The organism is Paraburkholderia fungorum (assembly GCF_046027605.1).
In the GTDB taxonomy this organism is placed as follows: Bacteria; Pseudomonadota; Gammaproteobacteria; order Burkholderiales; family Burkholderiaceae; genus Paraburkholderia; species Paraburkholderia fungorum_F.
In genome coordinates this window covers 223239-249001 of sequence record NZ_JAQQEF010000001.1, presented here as the reverse complement: position 1 = coordinate 249001, position 25763 = coordinate 223239, and the positions used below count along the sequence as shown (strand labels likewise).

The following is a 25763-nucleotide window of genomic DNA, read 5'->3' as shown; positions in this document are numbered from 1 at the left end:
CGGATCGTCACACCAATGAAGCGGCCCGTTGCGGCCTGCGACTTGGCCGACGCGGCCAGTTCTAACGGATTTCACGCCCATGACGAGTTTCCCGATTGCCTTGCACCATCGAATCCGCGCTTTGGCGCGCATCGAACCCGATGCGCCCGCGCTTGCATCGTTCACGCCGCATACCGTGCGGCTGACGCGCGGCGAGTTGGACAGCCGCGCCGTGCGGCTTGCCGCACAACTGCGGGCAGCAGGCGTCACGACGGAGGTGCGCGTGGGGGTGTGCGTCGCGCGTTCGTGCGATCTGTTCGTCGCGTTGCTGGCGGTGCTGAAGGCGGGCGGTGTGTTCGTCGCGCTCGATCCGCGTCATCCGGCGGCGCGTCTCGACTGGGTTGCGCAGGATGCCGAACTTGCGCACGGCATTGTCGACGCGTCCGCCGATGCGGCCATGCGCACGCGTTTCGCGCAATGTTTCGACGTCGCAAGCGTCGCTTTGACAGACGCAGACGCAGACGCAGACGCAGACGCAGCGCGTTTCGATGGCGACGACGAGCCCGTGCATCCGCGCGCGGCCGCTTACCTGATCTACACGTCCGGCTCGACGGGCACGCCGAAGGCAGTGGCCGTCGAACACGGACCGCTCGCCGCGCATGGCGACGCGCTCGCCGAATCCTTGCCGATCGACGGCAGCGATCGCGTGTTGCATTTCGCCTCGGTGAATTTCGATGTGTCGATCGAAGCATGGCTGGTGCCGCTCGCGGTGGGCGGCAGTGTGGTGATCAGCGATCCGCCGCCGTTTGCGCCGGAGGCCACGCATGCCTTCATGCTGCGCGAGGGCGTGACCAATACCACGCTGCCGCCGGCTTATCTGCGCGAATTCGCCAACGTTTGCGAACGGCTCGGCGTACCGCCTTCGCTGCGCGTGCTGCTGTTCGGCGGCGAAGCGATGTCGCAGGACAGCTTCGACGACATTCGCCGCGTGTTTCCGTCGATCCGCCTCGTCAATGGCTATGGGCCGACCGAGGCAGTGATTTCGCCGATGCTGTGGCCGGTCGATCCGGGCATGACGGCGGCGCTGGAGGCGGGCAACGGCTATGCGTCGCTGCCGATCGGCTGGCCGATCGGGCGCCGGGTGGCGCGAATTGAGGGCGCGGCGCGGCGCGGTGAGCCGGGCGAACTGCTGCTCGGTGGCGTGTGTCTCGCGCGGGGTTATCACGGCCGCGCGGCGCTGACCGCCGAACGTTTTTTGCCGGACGCAAACGGCGCGCCGGGTGAGCGGATCTACCGCACCGGCGATCTCGCGCGTGAACGCCGGGATGGCTCGTTTGACTATCTCGGCCGCATTGACGATCAGGTGCAGGTGCGCGGCGTGCGGGTGGAACCGGGTGAGATCGCGGCATGTTTGCTGACGCATCCGGCAATCGCCGATGCCGGCGTGCTGGCCGAGACAACGGGCGGCAGAACGCAACTGATTGCTTGTGTGGTGCTGAAAGAGGGCGTGGCCGGACAGCTACGTGGCGACGTGGCGCGCGGCGATGCAACACGCGGCGGCGCCGTATGCGGTGAAGAGTCCCGCGACGAAACAGCATCCAGCGACAACGCATTGCAGGCGCACCTCGCCGCGCATTTGCCGCAGGCGTGGCTGCCGCATCGCTTCGCGCGCTTTGCCCGTCTGCCTTATACGCTGAACGGCAAGCTCGATCGCGCTGCTTTGCGCGATGCGGTGGCAGCACTGCCGGTTGCGGCCGCGGCCGACTATGTCGCGCCGCAAACCGTCACGGAGCAACGCCTGGCCGCTCTCTGGCAAACACTCCTGAACGACCCCGCGCCGATCGGCCGCACGGATCGATTCTTTTCGCGCGGCGGCGATTCGCTCGCGGCGATGCAGTTGCAGTCGGCGATCCGGATCGAATGGCGCGTGAATCTGCGGCTTGATACCTTGTTCGAAGATCAAGCGCTCGAGATGCTCGCGGCGCTGATCGACAACAGCGAAACGGAAACCGCGGTAGAGCGACATCAGCAGATCACGGTATTGCGGCCGGTAACCGCCGCGTTCGTCGACCGGGCTGCCTCATTCGCGCAGCAGCGCTTCTGGATCCTTGCGCAAACACAGGACGCCGGCTCCGCGTATCACGTTGCCGTGCAATGGGACGTGCAGGGCGCGCTCGATCCCGCCACCTTGCAACGCGCGCTCGATTGTCTGATCGAGCGTCAACAGGCCTGGCGCACGACGCTCGTCGAAAACGACGATGGCATCGTCATGCAGCGCATTTATGCTGAATTGCCCGTGCGAATTGCCGAAATCGAACTGCATACCAGCAGTGAGGCCGAGCGCGCGTCGCGGCTCGCGGCGTTGACGGAGCAACACGTCGGCGCGGCGTTCGATCTGTCGAATGGTCCGCTGGTGCGCGCCACGCTGATCACGCTGACCAACAACGCGCAACGCTTCCTGTTGACGACCCATCATGCGATCAGCGACGGCTGGAGTTCGCGCTGCGCCTTCGACGAACTACAGGCAGCCTACACGGCATTCGCGACAGGACGTGCGCCGCAATTTCCCGCGCTGCCGGTCCAATACGCCGACTATGCGCAATGGCAGCGCGACTGGCTCGCCGCAGGCGAAGGCGAACGACAGCTCGCGTATTGGCGCGAAGCGTTGCGCGCCGCGCCGCAACCGCTGCCATTGCCGCTCGACCGGCCGCGTTCGCCGCAACGCGACTATCGCGGCGGCCGGCTCGCATTGCGGTTGCCGCAGGCCGTCTCCGCCGCGGTGCGCGAAACCGCGCGGCGCGCGCAGGCCTCACCCTTTACCGTGCTGTTGGCCGCTTTCGACGCGTGGCTCTATCGGTTGAGCGGCGCCACCGACATCGTGGTAGCCGCGCCGATTGCGCATCGGCAGCGTGCGGAAACCGCGCCCCTGGTCGGTCTGTTTCTCAACACGCTGGCATTGCGCGCGCGCGTGGCGCCAGACCAATCGTTCGCTGCATTGCTTGACGACGTACGCCGCTCGGCGTTCGATGCTTTCGCGCATCAGGATGTGCCGTTCGATCAGGTGCTCGACGCCGTCAAGCCGCCGGTGCGGCGCGGTGAAGAATGGCTGAAGGTCAAGTTCGCGCAGCAGTTCGATCTGGCATTGACGGCTGAATTGCCGGGTGCGTCGGTGCGGCTGTCTGCGGGGCTCGATCTCGCCGCGCGCTTCGATCTCGCGCTTGATTTCACCGATGATTCGCGCGGGATCGAACTGGTGGCCGCGTATGCGCTCGACGGTCTCGATGAAACAACCGCGCAGGCGTGGCTCAATAGTTATGGCGCGCTCGTTGCCGACGCGGTGCGCGATCCGCAGAGAGCGATTGCTGAACTCGATTGCGCGGATGGGGTTGGGTATGACGCGGCGCGATACGGGCGCGTGCTTCAGCATGAGGCGGACACCGTGCTCGCGCTTTTCGCGCGTCGCGCGAGTGAAACGCCGCATCGCATCGCGCTTGCGGACGCTGACACGCAGATCACCTTCGCCGAACTCGACGATGCGTCGGAGCGCATAGCGCTCGCGTTGCAGCAACGCAAAGTTGGCGCGGAGCAAGCGGTTGTGGTGTGTATCGAGCGTTCGGTGCGATTCGCGATTGCGGTGCTCGGCGTGATGAAGTCCGGCGCTTACGCGGTGCCACTCGATCCTGTCGCGCCGCACGAGCGCATGGCGGCTGCCGTGGATGCCTGCGGCGCGCATTGGATGCTGACTGCGGGCAGCCAGCAGGCCATCCAGGCGGTAGGCGCTGCAAAGACGCTCGATATCGACTTGCTCATGCAGTGCTCGTCGAGTTTGAGCACGAGTGCCGACGCTAGTGCGCGTGAGGGAGTCGACGCGAAAGCGGAGTCGGCGGCGAACGTGGAAGTTCACGCCACCGACGCTCCGCGTCTGGCACCGCTGCCCGACCAGGCTGCCTATTTGATCTTCACCTCAGGATCGACCGGCGTGCCCAAGGGTGTCGTGATCTCGCATCGCGCGCTGGCTGACTACGTCGAAGGCATGCTGGATGAACTCGCCTTTGCTGCCGACTCTTCGATGGCGATGGTCTCCACCGTCGCCGCCGACCTTGGTCATACGACGCTATTCGGAGCGCTCTGCTCGGGCCGCACGCTGCATCTGTTGCCGGCCCAATGCGCGTTCGATCCCGATCGCTTCGCGCATGAGATGCGCACGCGCGAGGTTGGTGTCTTGAAGATCGTGCCGAGCCATCTGCATGCGCTGCTCGACGCGCAGCACCCGGCTGACGTGTTGCCCACGCACGCGTTGGTGACGGGCGGCGAGGCGCTGCCGTGGTCGCTGGTCGCGCGGATCGCGGCGCTTAAACCGGCGTGCCGTGTCATTAATCACTACGGGCCGACTGAGGCGACGGTTGGTGCATTGACCTTTGATACATCGGCGCCCGCGCAAGCTGGATTGCGCTTGGCAGATGTTCTCGCTGAGCGAGGGTGGCATTCCGCGCAAGCTGCGGAGTCCGCGCAGGTCACCCCATTCGCGCAATCCACGCAAACCGCACAAACCGTCCCCCTAGGCCTGCCGTTGCCGAACGCATACGCATGCGTGCTCGACAGCCACGGCGCGAGCGTGCCACCCGGCGGAATTGGCGAACTTTACCTCGGCGGACCGGGCCTCGCGCGCGGCTATCTGAAACGCGCTGCTGCCACCGCCGAGCGCTTCGTCCCGCATCCGTTCGCACCGGGTGAGCGTCTTTACAGAACGGGCGATCGCGTGCGGCTGCGTGCCGATCGTCGGCTGGATTTTCTTGGGCGGCTCGATGATCAGGTGAAAATTCGCGGTTATCGTGTCGAACCTGGCGAGGTCAGTGCGGCGCTGCGCGCGCTCGCAGGCGTCGCTCAGGCGGAGACGCTTGCCGTGGAGCATGAAGGACGTTTGCGCCTGGCATCGTTCGTTGCGTCGTCTAACGGCGCACGCCTCGACGAACCGGCACTACGCGCGGCGCTGATCTCGCGCTTGCCGGATTACATGGTGCCGGCCGTGTTGCTGATCGTCGCCGCGTTACCGGTGACCGCGAACGGCAAAGTCGATCGAGCGGCATTGCGCGCGCTTGCTGCGACGCCGATGCCATCTGTCGCTGAAGGTGACGCGCCGCAAGGGGCGACCGAAGAAGCGCTCGCCGCCGTCTGGAAGGAAGTGCTCAAGGCTGGGCGAGTAGGCCGCGACGATAACTTCTTCGAGTTGGGCGGCGATTCGATTCTGGTGTTACAGGTGATCGCGCGCTCACGTAAGCGCGGTGTGCGCTTTACGCCGAAGCAGTTATTCGACGCGCCGACGCTGGCACTCCTCGCCTGTGTTGCAACAACGGTAGATGCCGCCGTATCGGCCGCACCGGTTGCATCGAAAGCGCAGTCCGCGCCGCCCGCATCCAGCGCTCAGGTATCGCAGGCAGCGTTCGAGCAAGCCACGATGCTCACCCCAGCGCAACTACGCTTCTTCGCGCTGGATATCCCCCAGCGTGGTCACTGGAATCAATCGATCGAACTCGAGACCCAGGCGCCGTTCGACGCTGATGCCTTTGCGGCCGCATTCGAAACACTGTTGACGCATCACGAGATATTCCGTCACCGTTTCGCCCCGAGCGGTCCCCATGGAGATTGGCAGCTCACGTTCGCCGCGCGCGCGTTCGATGCATTGCCGCTAGCCGTTGCGTCCGCGCGCGACGAGCATGACGCGCTTGCCCAGTTCGACGCGTTGCAAAGCACACTTGATCTGACGTACGGCCCCCTTGTCTGCGCGCTCGCCGCGCTGTTGCCGGACGGGACGACAAAGCTTTATCTGGCGATTCATCACTTGATCGTCGACGGCGTGTCGTGGCGTGTCTTGCTGGACGATCTCGATGCTGCCTATCGTGCGGCGCGCGAGCGTCGCACGATACGCGTTGCATCGACGGGCACGAACGCGCAGGAATGGGCGGCCCGGCTCGCTCGCGCGGCGTCCGACACAACGAACTCCCCATTCGCCGCCGAAGTGCCGTATTGGACCGCCCTCGCGGCGCCTTGCGACGACCTGCCGCTCGACCAGCCGCAAGCCAGGGCGACCAACGCGGACGCGCAATCCGTCATCCAGACGATCGACGCCGATCTGACGCGCGCCACATTGACCGAGGCAAACGCGGCCTACCGCACGCAGATGATCGAATTGCTGCTCGCGGCGTTGGTGCAGTCGCTCGGGATGCCTCGCTGCCGCATCGAGCTCGAAGGCCATGGCCGCGAGGCGTTGTTCGACGACGTCGACGTGAGCCGCACGCCAGGCTGGTTGACGAGTCACTATCCTGTGCAGTTCAGCGTCGAAAGCACGCCGGCGGCGACGCTCGGCGGGGTCAAGGACACGCTGCGCGCCGTGCCGAACAAGGGGCTCGGCTTCGGTGTGCTGCGTCACTACGGCGATGCGGCGACGCGTGCGGCGCTCGCCGCCGTGCCGCGGCCCCATGTGACTTTCAACTACCTCGGCCAGTTCGATGCACCGCGCGAGGCTGCGCTCGTACCGCGTTTCGGCGGCGTGGGCTGCGAGCGCGATCCCGCTGGGCCGATCGGCAACGCGCTGGCGATTCACGCGTATGTCGACGGCGATGCCGCACGCACGCTGAGAATCCATTGGGTGTATGGCGCGACGCAGTTCGAGCGCGCGACGATTGAAGCGCTTGCGCAGCGTTTCGAATCCGCGCTCGCCGGGTTGACCGCCGCATGCGCGGCCCGTCTCGCGCAACGTGGCGGCGGAGCGACGCCTGGCGACTATCCGCTCGCGCGCGCGGGAGGTCTCACGCAGGCGGCATTGGAGCGCTTGCCGCTCGATCTGCGCACCATCGACGATATCTACCCGCTCTCGCCGATGCAGCACGGCATTCTGTTTCACTCGCTGTTCGCCCCCGAGCAATCGACGTATGTGAATCAACTGGTCGCGACGCTGATCGACCCGGATGTCGGGCGTTTGCGCGCCGCATTCGAGGGCGCTGTGACACGCCACGACATCCTGCGCACAGGATTTACGCCGGATGAAGCCACGCCGATGCAGATCGTGCATCGTCAGGCGCGCATGCCGGTCGAGCTTCTCGATTGGCGCGATCGAGGCGAGGGTGCGCTCGATGCTTTCGAAACGTGGCTCACGGACGACCGCGCGCGCGGTTTCGATCTGAGCTCGCCGCCTTTGATGCGCGTCGCGTTGATCCGCATCGGGGATGAGGTGTGGCGTCTCGTCTGGACCCGTCATCATCTGTTGCTCGACGGCTGGAGCACGGCGCGTTTCTTCGCTGACGTGCTGCGCGACTATATCGAGCCGCGGCGTGCGCAACCGTTCGCCGCACCTGCCAGAGCGCGCTACCGCGATTTCATCGCGTGGCTGGCGGCGCGGGATGTGGAAGGCGAACGTGCGTTCTGGCTGCAACGGCTTGCGCTTATCGACGAGCCGACGCTGGTGGCAGATCGTGAGCGCGAACATGACCGCGTTCACGAGCACGAGCACGAGCACGACAGCGAACGCGACCATGAGCGCACCTCCCAGACCCAGTGCATCGCCAAACATCTGACGCGCCGCGAATCCTTCGACGTGGACACAACGGCACGTCTCACCGAAACCGCGCGCCGTCTGAAGATCACGCTCAACACGATGGTGCAGGGCGCATGGGCGCTCGCCCTGCAACGGATGACGCATCACACCGCCGTCGCCTTCGGCGCAACCGTGGCAGGCCGCCCTGACGCGCTGCCCGATGTCGACACCGTGCTGGGTCTTTTCATCAACACGTTGCCGGTCATTACCGCGCCGTTGCCGCAACGCCGTGCATCGGCATGGCTGCAGGAATTGCAGCGCGACAATGCCGCCGCGGCGGAACATGCGCATACGCCGCTCTACGAAATCCAGCAGTGGGCGGGGCAAGGTGGCGGCGCGCTGTTCGACACGCTGGTCGTATTCGAAAACTACCCGGTCGATGAAGCCTGGCAAGGACGAGACGAACGCGCCCTCAAGCTGCGCGACCTGCGCAATATCGAAGCGACCGATTTCGCGCTGACCCTCGTGATCGAAGTCGGCGCGACGCTCACGATCGACTATGGCTATGACACCGCGCAAGTCGACGAAGCACGCGTGGCTGCCTTGCATCGCGCATTTGCTGCATGCCTGGCGGGTTTGATCGCCGATCCGCACGCATCGCTAGGCACGATCTCGATCGCCGGCGCCGACGATCTCGCCACGCTGGCGAACGCCAATGCGACCACCCAATCCTGGCCGCGGGCGCAAGAGCAGTCGCTGCATCGGCAGTTCGAGCAGGCTGCTCTCGCATCGCCCGACGCAATCGCGCTCGAGTTCGTCGACCCACAAGGACGCATGCAGCAGATGAGCTACGGCGAGCTCGATGCAAACGCGAACCGGGTCGCGGCCGCGCTCGTCGAAGCAGGCGTACAGCCGGATACGGCGGTGGCGTTATGCGTCGAGCGTTCGTTCGACATGGTGGTGGCGCTGATCGGCGTGTTGAAAGCGGGCGCGGCGTATCTGCCGATCGATCCCGACTATCCGGCCGAGCGGATTGCGTATCTCCTCGCCGACGCGAGCCCGGCGGTCGTACTCACGCAACCGCATCTGCGCGGCCGTGTCGAGGCGGCGGTCGAAAGCATCGACGTCCGGATTCTGACCGTCGACGAACTGCTCAGCGCCGACGCTGCGCTCGCCGCACCGGTGGAGGTCGCGCCCGAACAACTCGCTTACCTGATCTACACGTCGGGTTCGACCGGCAAACCGAAGGGCGCCGGCAATACGCATCGCGCGCTCGCGAACCGGATCGCGTGGATGCAGGACGCCTATCGACTGAACGCTGAAGACGTCGTGCTGCACAAGACGCCGTTCGGCTTCGACGTGTCGGTATGGGAGTTTGTCTGGCCGCTCGCCGTCGGCGCGAAACTCGCGATTGCGGCGCCGGGCGATCACCGCGATCCCACACGTCTGGTCGCGGCCATCGAAACGCATCGCGTCACGACGCTGCATTTCGTGCCGTCGATGCTCGCCGCGTTCGTTGCGCATCTGGAAGATTTCAACGCCGCGGCCCGCTGCTCGAGTATCGAGCGGATCGTGGCAAGCGGCGAGGCGCTCGCGCCGGAACTGGTGGCGCGCGTCGCGCGGCATTTGCCGCATGCGCGCCTCGACAACCTGTATGGCCCGACCGAAGCCGCCATCGACGTCTCGCACTGGCGTTGCGATGCACGGGATAGCAACACAGTGTCCGTGCCGATCGGCCATCCGATCGCGAATCTGCAACTGCATGTACTCGATGCGGCGCTCCAGCCGCTGCCGTCGGGGGCAATCGGCGAACTCTATCTCGGCGGGGTGGGACTCGCGCGCGGCTATCTCGGCCGTGCCGCATTGACGGCGGAGCGCTTCGTTCCCGATCCCTTCGTTGAAGGCGCACGTCTTTATCGAACCGGCGACCTCGCGCGCCGTCGCGCGGACGGTGCGCTCGATTATCTCGGCCGTATCGATACGCAAGTGAAGCTGCGCGGTCAGCGCATCGAACCCGGTGAAATCGAAGCCTTGTTGCGGGCGGAACGCGGTGTACACGACGCGGTGGTGATGGTGCGTGACGAGCAACTGATCGGCTACGTCGCGCGAGGCGTGGGCAACACGATCGACACGGAAGCCCTGCTCGTTGCACTGCGTGCCCAATTGCCCGTGTACATGGTGCCTTCGCAACTGATCGAGCTGGATCTGCTGCCTGTCACGCCGAACGGCAAGTGTGACCGTCATGTGCTGCCGGCTCCGGTGCGTGGTCCTTCTTCCGGCAAGAGCGCGGTGGCATCGCCGCAAACCGATACCGAGCGGGAACTCGCCGAAATCTGGAAGCGCGTGCTGCGTCTGGAGGCGATCGGCCGCGATGACGACTTCTTCGCCTTGGGCGGTCACTCACTGCTTGCGACGCAGGCCAACGCGCAGGCCAATCTGCATTGGGCGCTGATCCTGCCGCTGCGCACGCTATTCGACGAACGCACGCTGCAACGCTGCGCCGCCGCGGTCGATCGCGCGTTGGCAGCGCGCGACGCGGGTGCCGGAGGCGACACCGCGAGCGCGATCGATGCACTGCTCGGCGAATTCGAACTGCAATAAGCGAGCACGCCATCACGCTACTACGCCACCAGCACTGAGCACCAGAACTGAGACAACCTCGCATGACGACAGCCAAACCGGATCTGCTTTCCCTCGCGACGCGCTTCGCGCTTTTGCCGGACGCGCAGCGCAAAGCGTTTCTCACGAAGCTCGACGCAGCCGGCATCGATTTTCGCGTGTTGCCGATTCCGCCGCGCGCCGAGCGGACCGCCAGCGTGCCGGCTTCGTTCGCGCAAACGCGCCTGTGGCTGCATGCCCGCATGATCGACGAGCCGGCGGCGTATCACATCACCGAGCGTCTGCGCCTGGACGGTGCGCTCGATGCGAATGCGTTGCGTCTTTCGTGCGATGCGCTGATCGCGCGGCATGAAGCGTTGCGCACGACGTTCGCGGAGAGCGCGGATGGCGTGTTGCAGACCGTGCATGCGCCGTCGCGTTGCACGTGGCATGCGAGCGACGTGAGCACCTTGCCCGTGCACCAGCGCGAGGCACGCTCGGCCGCGATTGCACAAGCGGATGAAGCGCAGGCCTTCGATCTGTCGGTCGGTCCGCTGATGCGCGCGCATTTGATCCGGCTCGATGCGACGACTCACTGGCTCGCGTTGACGACGCATCACATCGTGTCCGACGGCTGGTCCGCGGACGTGATACTCACCGAGTTGGCCTCGTTCTATCACGCGTATGCGAAGAACGAAGCCGTATCGCTGACATCGCTGCCGATCCAGTACGCGGATTACGCGCTGTGGCAGCGCCGTTGGCTCGACGCGGGCGAGCGTGAGCGGCAGTTGGCATTCTGGCGTGGCAGGCTGGATGCGAGCCGCGACGTGCTGATGTTGCCAGGCGCCGCACCGCGTCCGGCCCAGCGGAGCGCGCGTGGTGGGCGGCACCGGTTCGTGCTGGACGCCGCGCTTGTCCGGCAGGTCAAAGCGCTCGCCAATGCGCAGCGCGCAACGCCGTTCGCCGTGCTGCTCGCGGCGCTCAACGCCGTGCTCGCGCGTTCATCGGGTGACGCGCAGATTCAGATCGGCGTGCCCGCTGCGAATCGCGAGCGCGGGGAAGTGGCCGGCCTCGTCGGTTTCTTCGTGAACACGTTGACGCTCGCGACCTCGGTTCCCGTCACGCAACCGTTTGCCGCACTGGTCGACGCGACCCAGCAAACGCTCATCGACGCCCAGTCGCATCAGGATGTACCGTTCGAACAGGTGGTTGAAGCGCTGGGTGTGGTGCGCAGCGCAAGCCACCATCCGCTGTTTCAGGTGATGGCGGCCTATGGCGCGCGTCGTCGTTTGCCTTCACTCGCCGACGTGCGGGTGACCGAGTTGCCGTCGGGCGCGCCGTTCGCCAAGTTCGATCTGACGCTGAGTTTCGAGGAACGTGACGACGGTTCTATCGATGCCTACCTCATCTACGCGCTCGATCTCTTTGACGCGGATGCGCTCGAGCGGCTCGCGGGCCGCTTTGTCGAACTGCTGTCGAATGCGACCGCGGCGCCTGGGACCGCGGTTGGCGATCTGCAATGGTTGCCCGAAGCCGAGCGTGTGCAGTTGGATGCGTGGAACTGCACGGCGGCCAGTCCTGAGGAAGCCTTCAGGCCGGTGCATCAGCGCGTGGCCGAGCATGCCCGCGCCCGGCCCGATGCGCGTGGCGTAGCTGACCTCGAAAGCTCGCTCACACGCGGCGAAGTGGACACGCGCGCCACGCGGCTTGCGCAGCGACTCGTCGCAGCCGGTGTGAGCGCGGAGATGCGTGTCGGGGTGGCGCTGGGCCGCTCGGTCGATCTGCTGGTCGGGCTGATTGCCGCGCTGAAGTCCGGCGGCGCGTTCGTGCCGCTCGACCCGAGCCATCCGCGCGAGCGCCTTGCACAGATTCTCGATGACGCGCAGATCACGCATGTCATCACCGAACGCGCCAGCCTGGCGGCGCTGCCGGCGTCGGATCGCTTGCGTTTCTGGCTGATCGACGAGGCGTCGCGGGATGATGATCCATCGACCTTGCCGACCTTGCCTGCAGTGCCGGTAGCGTCGACAGCGTCAATCGCGTTGACCTCGCCCAGTTCGCCGAGTTCGCCGCCCGAGTCGGCCTCGTCGACGATCTTGCCCACCGTCTCACCACACCAGGCGGCCTATGTGATCTACACATCGGGCTCGACCGGCAAACCGAAGGGCGTCGTGGTCCATCACGCGTCGTTCGCGCGGCACTGTGCGGCAATTGCCGAACGTTACGGCGCGGGTGAAAGCGATGTCTTCCTGCTGTTTCAGTCGGTCAATTTCGACGGCGCCCACGAAGGCTGGTTCTCGCAGTACATGTCCGGCGCCGCGGTGGCCATTACCGCCGACACGTTATGGCCGCCCGCGCAAACCTGCCGGATGATGGTGCGTGAAGGCGTGACGATGACCTACGTGCCGCCCGGTTGCGCGACGCAGCTCGCCGAATGGTCGCTTGCCCACGGCGCGCCGCCGACCTTGCGCTCGCTGACGGTGGGCGGCGAAGCGACCTCGCGCGAAGCTTTCGCGCTGCTGCGCCGCGCGTTTCCCGATGCGCGCATCGTCAATGGTTATGGGCCGACCGAGACGGTCATCACGCCGATGCTGTGGATGTTCTATCCGGCCGACGATGTCGCGAAACTTGCCGACAGCGCCTATCTGCCGATCGGTACGCTGGTCGGCGCACGCTCCGCCCATGTGCTCGACGCTCGCCTGAATCCGCTGCCGGTCGGCGTGATCGGTGAGCTGTATCTGGGCGGCGAGGGCGTGGGCGTCGCACGCGGTTATCTCGACCGGCCCGCGCTCACCGCCGAGCGCTTCGTGCCGGATCCGTTCGGTGCACGAGGTGCACGGCTCTATCGCACGGGCGACCTCGTCAAGCGGCGCGCCGATGGCGTGTTCGATTTTATCGGCCGGGTCGATCATCAGGTGAAGCTGCGCGGCTTGCGTATCGAGCTGGGCGAAATCGAGGCGCAGCTCGCCGCGCATCACGATGTGCGCGAGGCCGTGGCGATCGTGCACGGCAAGGGAGCGCAAGCGGCCCTGGTGGCGTATGTCGAGTTGAGTGCCGAAGCGCGCGGGCGCAACACGCGCGCGGACGCCGCCGAGCTCGACGCGCATTTACGTCATACGTTGCCCGATTACATGGTGCCCGCGCATATCGTCGTGCTCGATGCGCTGCCGCGCAACGCGAACAGCAAGGTGGACCGCGCTGCTTTGCCGGAGCCGCAGCGCGTCGCGCGGGCCTATCAGGCGCCCGCGGCCGGCCTCGAAACGGCGCTTGCCGCGATTTTCCGCGAAGTACTGGGCGTGGAGCGGGTCGGTCGTGGCGATCATTTCTTCGAACTCGGTGGACATTCGCTCGCGGCCGTGCGGGTGGCGACGCGCGTAGCCGAGCGGCTCGGACGGGATGTGCCGGTGCGCTCGCTTTTCGAAGCGCCGATCCTCGCTCAGTATGCGCAGCGCGTGATGGCGGCGGCGCGGAGTGACGCGGTGGTCGAAGCGGATGTCGAGTCGGGGTCGCAGTCCGGGTTCGTGAGCGGAGCGGCGAATCCGCGCGTGTCTGCCGATGCACAAGGCGTGTTGCCTTTGTCCGCGGCGCAATTGAGCCTGTGGTTCTTGTGGCGCGCACAGCCAGACAGCGCGGCCTACAACATTCCTGTCGCGCTGCGTTTGCATGGGCCGCTCGACGTCGATGCATTGCGTGAAGCGTTTGCTGTGGCCGCTGCGCGACATCCGGCGTTGCGCACGCGGCTCGTCAAACGCGAAGGGCAATTGCCGGGACAACGGATCGCGGCGACAGTGCCGTTCGAACTGCCGGTGATCGAAATGTCCTCATTCGAAGCGAGCGACGCAGCGGCCCGCGAGGCTGCGGCCGTTACGCTTACCGACGACGATGCGCTGACCCCCTTCGATCTGCTCGACGATGCGCCGCTGTGGCGCGTGCGACTATTGCGTCTCGGCGAGCACGATCATGTGCTGTCGCTGGTTGTGCATCACATCGTGTCGGATGGGCAATCGATCGATCTGTGGCTCGACGAGGTCCGCACGATCTATGTGGCGATCGCACGCGGTGCGTCGCCGGCGGCTTCGAACCCGTCTTCGCCTGTGGCGCATGCGCCGGTCCTGCCGGTCGCCGCGTCGCGCGCGCGTCTGTCGTTCTGGCGCGACGCGCTGTCCGGCGCACCCGCGCACGTTTTACCTGCGCCGTCGTCGGGCCGGTCCACGGCGCCATGCTGGAGCGCAGGCCGCCTCGCGTTCGAACTCGCGCCGGACGTGGTGCGCGGCGCCCGCGCGACGGCGCTCGAAGTTCACGCAACGCTGCCGATGTTGCTGCACGCGGCGCTGAACGTCGCGTTCTATCGTGCGACTGGTGTAACCGATCAGCCGGTCGGCGTCCTCGCATCGACGCGCGAATTGACCGGCGAGTCCGCACGCCGCGCGCTTGGGCTCTTTATCAATGCGGTGGTCGTGCGCACCCGGCTCGCCAGAACGCACACGCCCGCCACGCTGCTCGCTGAAGTTCGCGATTCGGCGCTCGCGGCCTATTCGCACGCAGATACGCCCTTCGCCGACGTAGTGGCGGCATTGCGTGCGCCGCGCCCGGAGCCCGGCAATCCGCTCTTCTCGGTGATGTTCAACTATCTCCGGCCCGCCGGCACAGCGGGCCGCGACTGGGACGGTCTCACGCTCGACGATTTCAATGACGTGCGGCATCGCGTCGTGTTCGAACTGGAACTCGACGTGGTCGAACACGCGGATGGGCGCGTGACGGGTGCGTTCTCGTATGCGGACGAACTGGTCGACGGCCGGTTCGTCGAGGCGTTGAGCGCCGACTATCTGGAGGTGGTGCAGCAATTTGTCGACGCCCCGCATGAAGCACTCGGCGCGCCGCCGGCGCGCTTCGCACTTGCAACGCCCAGCGATGTTGTTGACATGAACCGCCCCGGCGCGCTTCACGATGAAGCGATCCAGCTCACAAAGGCGCTCGAACGTATCTGGAGCGATCTCTTCGAAGGCAACACGCCTGCGCATCACGACGATCTATTCGAAGCCGGCGCGACCTCGTTCGACATCGTGCGCTTTGTCGACGCAGCGCTGGCAGCCGGTCATGACATTTCGATTGCCGATGTATTCGCCGCGCCGAGCTTCGCCGGGCTGAGCGCACGAATCGCTGCGAGGGCATCGGCGGTTACCGAGCTGCGCGATGCCGGATAAAGCCCGCGCAACTCGAAAAACATTTTTCTCCGGCCAGCGCATCCGGCGCGCCGGCTCACACCGATAAGGACCTGCGACATGCACAGAGACACCGTATTTGATCTGATCGGCATCGGCTTCGGGCCGTCGAATCTGGCACTTGCCGTGCGCCTCGCGGAAGAGGCCGGCAAGGCGGACTGCGCGGAGCTCACGCATTGCTTTATCGAGCGCCAGCCGGCGTTTGGGTGGCATCGCGGCATGCTGCTCGACGACTGCCGGATGCAGATTTCCTTTCTCAAGGATCTCGTCACGTTACGCGATCCGAAGAGCCGTTTCACGTTCATCAACTATCTGTTCGAGCGGGGACGTCTGGCGGATTTCGTGAATTTGAAGAGTTTCTATCCGACGCGCGTCGAATTTCACGATTACCTGAGCTGGGTCGCCGCGGCGTTCGACGAGCGCGTGCATTACGGTCAGACGGTGACCGGCATCGAAGCGGTCAAGGCCACCGGTCACGCAAACGAGGTCGAAGCGCTACGCGTGTTTTCGCGCGATGAAGAGGGCCGCGAGTGGCAGCGCGTGACGCGCGCGCTGTCGGTCGGCATCGGCGGCGGTGCGCAGGTGCCGGAGGCGTTCACCGCACTCGGTTCGCACAATATCGTGCATTCGTCGAAGTATCTGACCTCGATCGATCGCGTGGTGGGTCGTGTCGACGGCCCGCGTAAGCGCGTCGCTGTGATCGGCGGGGGGCAGAGCGCGGCGGAAGTGTTCGTCGATCTGACGCGGCGCTATCCGCATGTCGACGCGAGTCTCGTGATCCGTTCGAGCGCGCTCAAGCCCGCCGACGACAGCCCGTTCGTCAACGAGATCTTCAGCCCGGCTTTTACCGATGTCGTCTACGCGCAGCCGAGAGACGGCCGCCGTTCGCTGATTGAGCGCTTTCGCGATACCAACTATGCGGTGGTCGACCGTCCGCTGATCGAGCAGATCTACGAAATGCTCTACATGCAGAACGTTGCGGCAGAGCCGCGCCATCGGCTGCTGGCCAACACGGGCATCGAGACGGCGGTGCGCACGGCCGGCGCTCAGATAGAACTCACGCTGCGCGACCGCCTCAGCGGTCATGCACGTGCCGAGCAATTCGATGCGCTCGTGCTGGCGACGGGGTATCGCCGCGACACGCATTTCGACTTGCTCGAAGGCCTCGCGCCGCATCTGGGCGATGCGCTCGCGGAGGGCAACGTCGAACGCGATTACCGCCTCGCCACCCCCACGAGTTTCAAACCACGCATTTACCTGCAAGGCTGCTGTGAAGACAGCCACGGGTTGTCCGACACGCTGCTGTCGGTTCTCGCGTTGCGCTCCGACGAAATCGCCGCGTCGCTCGCGGGGCACACCTCACAAGACCGGTCGGCCAGCCGCACCACACAGGAACAAAGCGGGACGAGCAAGGGCCGCTTGGCCTTCGCTCTTTGATAAAACGTGGCCGCCTGGCCGAAAGGCAACCTGGGGCACTGAGAGATGGAGTGGGCAACAAGCACGCGTCGGCATGCGATCGCCGCTGCGGCAAGCGTGGCGTTTTACGCGGCGGCAGCGGGTTATGCAGAGGCGCAGCACGTGACGCAACCAGCGGCGCTTATCTATCGCAACTACTGATGCTCATTCGGAGCCAAACTATGTCGAAGAAAAAACTTGTTTATATCTGGTCGCTTAGAAATGCCGCAGCTGATAAAGCGGGGCAAGATGTCGCTTATAAGAGCGGCACGCGGTATATGAAGTCCGTGCTGGAATCGCTGGTCGAGGCGCTCAACGATACTGAGCTTGGCGAGCTCTATTCTTTGGAGAAAGTGATCTATGACGATGATGCGGGCTCGGCTTTGGATCGCGAGAAGCTGAAGGAGTATGGGTTTTCATATGAGCCCGGTAAGCGTTGGTTCTATCCGCCGGGTTTGCGAGTGCAGGGGAGGCCTGTCAATGATCTGTTGCTGGCTATTCCTTCTGAGTATCGGCGGGAGCCGCTGGGCGCGGTTGGGCGTGGGGCTGGCAAGAGCCGGTTTGAAAAGCAGTTGCTTGAGACGCTTCTTCAGCTTAAGGCCGATGTCGTCTTGCTGGACGGGTTGTTGATCATCCTCGATGAGTTGGTTCGGCCAGGCGCGCCGTTCTATCGCAAGATTGTGAATATTCATCCGGGCGTGACTCACGCGGAATCGCCTTATGAGCGGCGAGGTGCGTATGCGACGCTCGATGCTTTGTATGGGGCAAGAGGGAAGAAGGTGGTGGACTGGAGGACGATGGAAACCGTCGACGTTGAGCCGCTTTTTCTCACCGGAGCGTCGTTTCATTATGTTGATAATGGAATCGATTCGGGTGAGGTGATTCATGATGTGCTGAACACCCAGATTGATAAGGACGATACGATTCTTGAATTGCGGTGGAATAATTTTAATCGCAGCCTGTTTCCTGCGTTGCGGGAAGGGTTGGGTATGTTGGCTGGACATGGGGTCCAGGTTGAGGTTTGAGATTTTTTTGCTTGTTCGAGGCTTGCTTTTCTCTGTGCTTGCGGTGTTGGCCTTTCCTTGATTTGTTATTGGTGTATTAGCGTCGCCCCTGTGCGGGGCGGCACTTACTTTCTTTGCCGCGGCAAAGAAAGATAAGCAAAGAAAGCCGCTCACCCCGCCAGCTCATAAGTGGGTCCCCCGCACAGTTGCGGTAGTGGTGCATCTGGAATCCGTGCTCTCGCACATTCGGCGTGAGTGACAAGGGCGTCATACTTCCGGCGGCGCTGCGCGCGCCGATGCGTATTTCTTAACCCCAATCTCCGCTTTTCTTAGCCGCCTCGATGCGCTGCCCGAAATCGCGAAACTCAATGCCGCAAGCACCCATACGCCAGTGCCGCCGTATAGCATCACCCAGCCGAAGCCTTCCATCAATGCAGCGTGAATGGCACTGCCCGCCGGATCGATTCGCTCCAATGCCGGGATTGCTGTTCTGACGGCGTCGGCGTCGCCCGCTGCAATCTTCTCCGCCAGTCGGCCGAGCATCACGGTGTCGAGCGTCGCCGGGAGTTTTGACTTCAGGCTGGATAGCGTGCCCGCCACCAGGATCGCACCCATCAACGCAATGTTGATCGCAAGCGTAATCATCCGGGCACTCATGTCAATGCCAGAAGCCATGCCCGCCCGCTCGGAAGGAACCGCACCTGTTGTCGTGTTGGTGACAGGTGTGTTGGTCAAGCCCAAGCCGGCGCCGGCGAGTACGCAGCCCGGCATCATGCTCAGCACACCCGGATGCGCCACGCCGCTTCCGTGTCGCATCAGCAGGAAGCCAAGGCCGATCGTAAACAAGCCCACAGGTATCGCGATTCCTGATCCGTAACGTAATGCGAGACGCTCGCCGAGTGGCGGAAATAATAGCGTCGGTAGCGTGTAGGCGAGGAGCGCCATCCCCGCGCTCACGCTGTTGTAGCCAAGGCCGATCTGGAAATAGATCGGCAGATAAATCATGAACGGCCAGAAGCTGAAATTCATGCCCGCGGAACCCATCAACGCGCCAGAAAACTGCGGAATCCTGAAGACCGAAAAGTCGAACATCGGTCGGGCGCTATGCTGCTCCGCCCAAAGAAAGGCCGCGAATGCCATCAGCGTCGCCACGATGATGAAAATCGCACGCGGACTCGTAAAGCCGAGATCCGAGCCCTGCGTGATGAAATACACGAGTCCGAATACCGCCAGCGAAAGCGTGACAATGCCGGCAACGTCGAGCGTATGCGCGTGCGGATCGCGAGACTCCTGCACGCCGCTGAAGACCAGCGTCAACGTCACGATCGCAAGCAGCGCATGCACCCAAAAAACCCATTGCCATCCCGATACCGCCACGATCATCCCTCCAATGATCGGCCCAAAACCCAACCCAATGCCGAAGATAATGCCCCACGCGCTAAACGCGCGGGCGCGCTCAGCACCCTGGCTGAACTGGTGCGAAAGTACGGCCACCTGGCAGATCAACATCACGCCGCCACTCGCCCCCTGCAACAGACGCGCGACAACCAGCGTCGGCACGCTCTGCGCAAGTCCGCAAATCAACGACGTCACGCCGAACAACGCAATCCCGATGACAAAGATCCGCCGGCGCCCATATCGGTCCGCCAGCGTGCCCGTCGCCATCAGCACAGTCGTCACGGCGAGCGTGTAGGCGTTCATGATCCACTGCATGCCCTTGAAGTCGCCATGCAGGAGCCGTTCAAGCGTCGGCAGGATCACCGGCACACTCGAAATTTCAAGGCCGAACATCAACGAAGACAGGCACACGGCACCCAGCGCCAACATGTTTCCGGGAATCGGGAACGGACGGGACGCTTGAGTCGCGTCGCCAGAAACCGGCTGCGCGACCGGCATTTGGCGCGAAGTAGGTCGATGTTCTGTTGCGGCGGCCACGGTGGGCTGGCGGGCGCGCTCCGGCGTTGCCGCCCGGGCGTTGCGATACCTGAACATAGGAATTCACCTCGATAGTCGATGGGCTCAACCATCCTGAAGTGGGTAATATAGAGGGAATCCATGTCCCGATTGACGCGTAAAGAGACCGGAAATGAGTCCGCTACGGAACCAATAAGGCAAAGCAATGAGCGACATCCTGGATGGTGTGACCACCTTCGTGCGCGTCGTGGAGACGGGCAGTTTCGCTATGGCGGCGGAGCGCTTGAACCTGACGCGCTCAGCCGTCGGCAAAGTGATCGTGCGGCTTGAAAAGCGTCTGGGGGTTCGCCTGCTCAACCGCACGACGCGCAGTCAAAGTCTCACCGAAGACGGGCAAGCCTATTACGACCGCTGCGTGCGCGCACTCGCCGAACTCGAGGCAGCGCAAGCCGATCTGGACTCAGGCCGGCGCGAGCCCAAAGGGCGTTTGCGGGTGAGCGTGCCGCAAGCCTTCGGCCATCATTGCGTGGCGCCGGTGCTGCTCGGCCTCGCAAGCAGGCATCCGCATTTGAAGATCGATATTTCGATCAGTGATCGTTTCGTGGACGTGGTGGAAGAGGGCTTCGATCTCGTCGTGCGGATCGGGCCGCTTCCCGACAGTACGAGTCTCGCGGCGCGGCGGCTGGGTGTGCAATACGCAAGCATCGGCGCGGCGCCGTCCTATCTCGCGCAACGCGGCAAGCCTTGCAACGTGGATCAATTGCGCGGACACACCATCATTGCTTACACGCGGGCAGGCGTGCCGCAACCGTGGGACGTGGTCGATGTGGACGGGCAAATCCGCCGTGCCCAGGTCGAGCCGCAACTCGGCTTTGACGACGTGCAAGGAATCGTGGACGCCGCGATTGCCGGCTTTGGTCTGGCGTGGCTGCCGTGCTGGTTGCTGACCCGTTATGTGCAAACGGGCCAGCTGGTCGCGGTCATGGAGAACTGTTTTCGACCGTTGCAGGAGATCAACGTGGTGTGGCCGAAGAGCCGATATCTGGCCTTGAAGACGCGCGCGGCAATCGATGCGCTGGTGGCCGAGATTCCCGCCAGGCTCAGGGCGCCCGCCGTGGACGCCCCGCTCGACGCATAGTGCCTAGAACTGCATCGTCGCGCTAGCCACAGCCGTGCGGGTCGGCGAAGGCGAGACGAAGGAGCCCCACGCGGTGGTCCAGTAGCGGCGGTTGAACATGTTGTTGATCCCCGCGCGCAAGGTCACGTCCTTGCCGGCGATCTTCGTCTCGTAGCGGCCGCTCAGGTCGAAGGTAGTGTAGGCCGGCACGAACTGTGAATTGGCCGCGTCCACCGCCTGGTTGCCGACGTACTTGCCGCCGAACGCCAGCGTCAGCGGACGCAGATACGACGGGTTGTATTCGATACGGCCCGTGAACGTGAAGCGCGGCGCGCCATAAATACGCTTGCCTTCAACGCTCGGATCGTCGATATCGACAGCCTTCGTATCGAGCCACATCATGCCGCCCATCACACGCCATTCGTTCGTCAACGCGAGCCAGCCGCTCGCGTCGATGCCGGTGAAGCGCTGGGTGCCGTCCTGCACGAACACGTTCGCCGTGTTCGTGTAGTTGTAGCCCCGGTCGACGCGGAAGAGTGCGAGGTTGGCGCCCCACTTGGCGTGATCCGTCTTGAAGCCGAGTTCGTACTGCTTGCTGCGCAACGGGCCGTATGTCTGCGGGTAATTGAGGTTGGTGTTGCCGGCGGAACCGCCTTGTTCGAGCGACTCGACATAGCTCGCATAGACCGTCGAATACGGATCGGTCTTGAACATCAGCGCGAAAGTCGGCGTGACCGGATTCGCGCTGTATTGCGACGTCTCAGCGCTCGACGGGGCGTACTGATACTGGCGGAATTGTGTGTAACGCACACCGAGCAGCGCCGACAGACGCGACGTCAACTGCACGGTATCGCTCGCGTACAACGCGGCCTGCGTGATGCGTTGCTGACGATAGAGATCCTCGCCGATGCTGACTTCGTCATTGGTGAGCAAGGTGCTGCTGTACAGATTGCCGTTGCCGAGGAAAAAGCCTTCGTTCCAACCCGTGCTGTTGCTGTACTCGGCGGTTTGCGTCTGGTAGGCCGCGCCCACCACGACGTCATGTTTGATGCTGCCGGTGGCGAACGTGCCCTGCACCATCGCGTCGACGTTCTGATAGAAGTAACGCGTCATCGCCGCATAGAGCGTGTTCGCATAGTTGCCCGCGTTGTCCTGAACGAAAAGGAAGCTGTCCGAGTTCGTGCGGTTTTCCTTGGCAAAGCGGTACTTCACGCTCGCATGCCAGTTCTCGGAGAGGCGGTAATCGAGGCCCGTGCCGAACGAGGCCATCTCGGTCTGATAGTAATTTTGCGGCTGCGTCAGCGCATGGGTGACCTTGCTCGCGTCGGGAATGCCGACATCGGTGCCGAAGCCTATGCCGAACAGCGTGCCGTTGGTTTTGCGCTTCTGATAGAAGGCGTCGACCGTCCAGGTCAGGTCCGGCGTGATGCGGAAGTCCAACGCGAGCGAGGCGACCTGGCGGCGAATGTGGCCGTTCTGTTCGGCCGTGTTGCCGTCTTCGTTGACGAGGTTCAGGCGGTAGCCGAAGCGGTTGTCGTTGCCGAAGCGGCCGCCCAGATCGACCGCCTCGCTGAACACGCCAGCCGATCGGTAGCCGACCGAAATGCTGCGGTACGGATCATCGGTTGGCCGTTTCAGCACGAAGTTGACAATGCCGCCCGGCGAGCCGAAGCCGTACATGAAGCCGGACAGGCCCTTCAACAATTCCACCTGCTCGAACGGTTCGAGCGGCAGGTCGGTGTCCCAGGAAGGGAACGTCTGGCCGTCCACCTTGATGCTGTTCAGCGTGTCGATCGGCATGCCGCGCACCTGGAACATCGAGTTTTCGGCGAGCGCGTTGTCGCTGCTGATCGATACGGCCGGGTCGTACTTGAACAGGTCGTTGGACGTTGTCGCGAACAGGTCCTTGCCTTCCTCGCTCGTCACGGTGTGGACCGAAAACGGCGTGTCCACCGCCTTGCGGGTGCCCAGCGCGCCGGCGCTGACGGTGTCGGCCTGCGCCACGGTGGTCTCTTTTGCGGCCGACACGCTGACGGCCGGCAGGGTGGCCGACGCGTCGCTCGCCGCAGCCTGTGCCCATCCGGACGACGACAACGTGGACAACGATAGACCTACGCTAACGAAGAGCCCGGCGCTGAGAAGCGACGGCGTGCGTCGCTGGCCGCGCGTAGGAAGAGGGCGCGCTGGCCGCTTTGCTACATAGAGTTTCTGCATATTGTTCGAATTAGACGTGGCGCCGCCGCGCACCAGAAGTGTGCGGAAATGGCATCGGTGGTCGAGCGAATGTGGTTAAACGGATAGTTCAGGCTGCGAAGCTTACAGATGATAATGCATCTGATTCTCATTAACAATCTTTTTGAAATCTCAAGTCATCTATAAGACATCTGTCTTAAGGCGTAGGGTAATTGGCTGTAAGCCTTGTCGGGCGGGGCTTGACCCCGTTGAGGACAGCGTGGAGATATGTTTGTTTAGCAGCGAGTAGAGAAAAACGCGCATATACTCACGGTCGGGCCGTAAAAGTAGTGCCGCGGGTCCCGCTGCGTTTTTGTTGCTTTGTCGCAACTCTCGTCGCAACTCGCGGGCTCAGCGCCACGAACGCTCTGTCTACCCCCTCACCTAGCAAAGCACCAAACATGTCCACACCGCCGAAGATCATCTACACCCTGACTGACGAAGCGCCGGCTCTGGCGACTTACTCGCTGCTGCCGATCGTCAAGGCGTTCACGCGCTCGTCCGACGTGATCGTTGAAACACGCGATATCTCGCTTGCTGGCCGGATCATTGCTGCATTTCCGGACTACCTGACCGCGGAACAGAAGGGTTCCGACGATCTGGCGGAACTGGGTGGACTCACCACGCGTCCGGAAGCGAACATCATCAAGCTGCCGAACATCAGCGCTTCGGTGCCGCAACTGAAGGCCGCGATCACCGAACTGCGAGATCAGGGCTACAAGCTGCCGCCCTATCCGGATGTCGCCAACACCGACACGGAAAAAGACGTCAAGGCTCGCTACGACAAGATCAAGGGCAGCGCGGTGAACCCGGTGCTGCGTGAAGGCAATTCGGATCGTCGCGCGCCGCTGTCGGTCAAGAACTACGCACGCAAGCACCCGCACAAAATGGGCGCATGGAGCGCGGACTCGAAGTCGCACGTGTCGCACATGAGCGGCGGCGATTTCTATGGCAGCGAAAAATCGGCGCTGATCGCAGCCGCCGGCGCGGTCAAGATCGAGCTGACGGCCGCTGACGGCACGAAGACGGTCCTGAAAGAAAAGACGGCTGTGCAAGCGGGCGAAATCATCGACGCTTCGGTGCTGAACAAGAACGCGCTGCGCAGCTTCATCGAAGCGGAAATCGCCGACGCGAAGGCGAAGGGCGTGCTGTTCTCGGTGCACCTGAAAGCGACCATGATGAAGGTGTCCGATCCGATCATCTTCGGTCACGTGGTGTCGGTGTTCTACAAAGACGTGCTGACCAAGCACGCTGACGCGCTGGCGCAAGCCGGCTTCAACCCGAACAACGGTATCGGCGACCTGTATGCGCGCCTGAAGGACCTGCCGCAAGCCACGCGCGAAGCGATCGAGGCCGACATCAAGGCGCAGTACGCGCAGCGCCCGCAACTGGCCATGGTCAACTCGGACAAGGGCATCACCAGCCTGCACGTGCCGAGCGACGTGATCGTCGACGCGTCCATGCCGGCCATGATTCGCGAGTCGGGCAAGATGTGGGGCGCGGACGGCGCACTGCACGACGCCAAGGCGGTGATTCCGGACCGTTGCTACGCCGACGTCTACCAGGCTGTGATCGAAGACTGCAAGAAGAACGGCGCCTTCGACCCGGTCACGATGGGCACGGTGCCGAACGTCGGCCTGATGGCGCAAGCCGCTGAAGAATACGGTTCACACGACAAGACGTTCCAGATCCCGGCGAACGGCGTGGTCCGCGTGACCGACGCAGCCGGTACGGTGCTGATCGAGCAGGCGGTTGAAGCCGGTGACATCTGGCGCATGTGCCAGACCAAGGACGCGCCGGTCCAGGATTGGGTCAAGCTCGCGGTGAATCGCGCACGCGCGACGAACACGCCGGCCATTTTCTGGCTGGATGCGGCTCGCGCGCACGACGCCCAGATCATCAAGAAGGTCGAGCACTACCTGAAGGACCACGACACCAGCGGTCTGGACATTCGTGTCATGACGCCGGTTGAAGCGACGAAGTTCTCGATCGAGCGCATCCGCGCCGGCAAGGACACGATCTCGGTCACCGGCAACGTGCTGCGCGACTACCTGACCGACCTGTTCCCGATCATGGAACTGGGCACCAGCGCGAAGATGCTGTCGATCGTTCCGCTGATGGCAGGTGGCGGCATGTTCGAAACCGGCGCCGGCGGTTCGGCACCGAAGCACGTTCAGCAACTGGTCGAAGAAGGTTTCCTGCGTTGGGATTCGCTCGGTGAATTCCTGGCGTTGGCGGCTTCCCTCGAACACCTGAGCGGCGCGTACCACAACCCGAAGGCACAGGTCCTGGCGAAGACGCTGGATCAGGCAACCGGCAAGTTCCTCGACAACGACAAGTCGCCGGCGCGGAAGATTGGCGGTATCGACAACCGCGGCAGCCACTTCTACCTCGCCATGTATTGGGCCGAAGCACTCGCCGCGCAAACCGAAGACGCCGCGTTGCAGGCGCAGTTCGCCGGCGTGGCAAAGGCAATGGCCGACAACGAAGCGAAGATCATCGAAGAGTTGGCGGCAGCGCAAGGCAAGCCGGTGGATATCGGCGGTTACTACCGTCCGAACGTCGAACTGACGAGCAAGGCCATGCGCCCGAGCGCCACGCTGAACAAGATCGTGGACGCGGTCGCGTGATTTGCCAGATGCGGTGCTGAACGAGGCGCTGAACGCGGTCCTGAATGAAGTCCTCAGGCTGCTCAAGGTACCGAAGCAGGC

General features: G+C 63.9%; 9 protein-coding genes. 7 read left to right on the top strand and 2 right to left on the bottom strand.

Translation table 11 applies throughout. From position 1 onward, the window contains the following. The first annotated feature begins 79 nt into the window (after positions 1–79). The 5 genes from PQR53_RS01035 to PQR53_RS01015 all read left to right on the top strand — a co-directional run bounded on the left by PQR53_RS01035 (position 80) and on the right by PQR53_RS01015 (position 17810). Positions 80–10111 (top strand): non-ribosomal peptide synthetase, encoded by a 10032-nt coding sequence (locus PQR53_RS01035; protein ID WP_408450694.1) that lies wholly within the window; start codon positions 80–82, stop codon positions 10109–10111. Positions 10112–10173: 62 nt separating this feature from the next. Next, positions 10174–15312, top strand: coding sequence for a non-ribosomal peptide synthetase (locus tag PQR53_RS01030; RefSeq protein ID WP_408450692.1), 5139 nt, complete (start codon positions 10174–10176; stop codon positions 15310–15312). A 78-nt stretch (positions 15313–15390) separates the two neighbouring features. After that, positions 15391–16767, top strand: a complete 1377-nt coding sequence (locus tag PQR53_RS01025) for a lysine N(6)-hydroxylase/L-ornithine N(5)-oxygenase family protein (protein WP_408450690.1) — start codon at positions 15391–15393, stop codon at positions 16765–16767. A 45-nt stretch (positions 16768–16812) separates the two neighbouring features. Further along, positions 16813–16947, top strand: a complete 135-nt coding sequence (locus PQR53_RS01020) for a hypothetical protein (RefSeq protein WP_408450688.1) — start codon at positions 16813–16815, stop codon at positions 16945–16947. A 20-nt stretch (positions 16948–16967) separates the two neighbouring features. Next, positions 16968–17810 (top strand): formyl transferase, encoded by an 843-nt coding sequence (locus PQR53_RS01015; RefSeq protein WP_408450686.1) that lies wholly within the window; start codon positions 16968–16970, stop codon positions 17808–17810. A gap of 246 nt (positions 17811–18056) precedes the next feature. Here PQR53_RS01015 and PQR53_RS01010 read toward each other — a convergent pair whose 3' ends face one another. Further along, positions 18057–19616: an MFS transporter gene (locus PQR53_RS01010; RefSeq protein WP_408450684.1), complete on the bottom strand. Its 1560-nt coding sequence runs from the start codon at positions 19614–19616 to the stop codon at positions 18057–18059. Between the two features lie 292 nt (positions 19617–19908). Between PQR53_RS01010 and PQR53_RS01005 the strand changes: the two genes are divergently transcribed. Then, complete coding sequence (locus tag PQR53_RS01005) at positions 19909–20841, top strand: LysR family transcriptional regulator (RefSeq protein ID WP_408450682.1); 933 nt, start codon at positions 19909–19911, stop codon at positions 20839–20841. A gap of 3 nt (positions 20842–20844) precedes the next feature. Here the strand turns inward: PQR53_RS01005 and PQR53_RS01000 are convergent, their stop codons facing one another. Beyond that, complete coding sequence (locus PQR53_RS01000; RefSeq protein WP_408450680.1) at positions 20845–23034, bottom strand: TonB-dependent siderophore receptor; 2190 nt, start codon at positions 23032–23034, stop codon at positions 20845–20847. A 419-nt stretch (positions 23035–23453) separates the two neighbouring features. Here PQR53_RS01000 and PQR53_RS00995 point away from each other — a divergent pair, with 419 nt between their 5' ends. Next, the gene (locus PQR53_RS00995; protein WP_408450678.1) at positions 23454–25682 is read left to right on the top strand and encodes an NADP-dependent isocitrate dehydrogenase; all 2229 of its coding nucleotides are present in this window, start codon (positions 23454–23456) and stop codon (positions 25680–25682) included. The last annotated feature ends 81 nt before the right edge of the window (positions 25683–25763 follow it).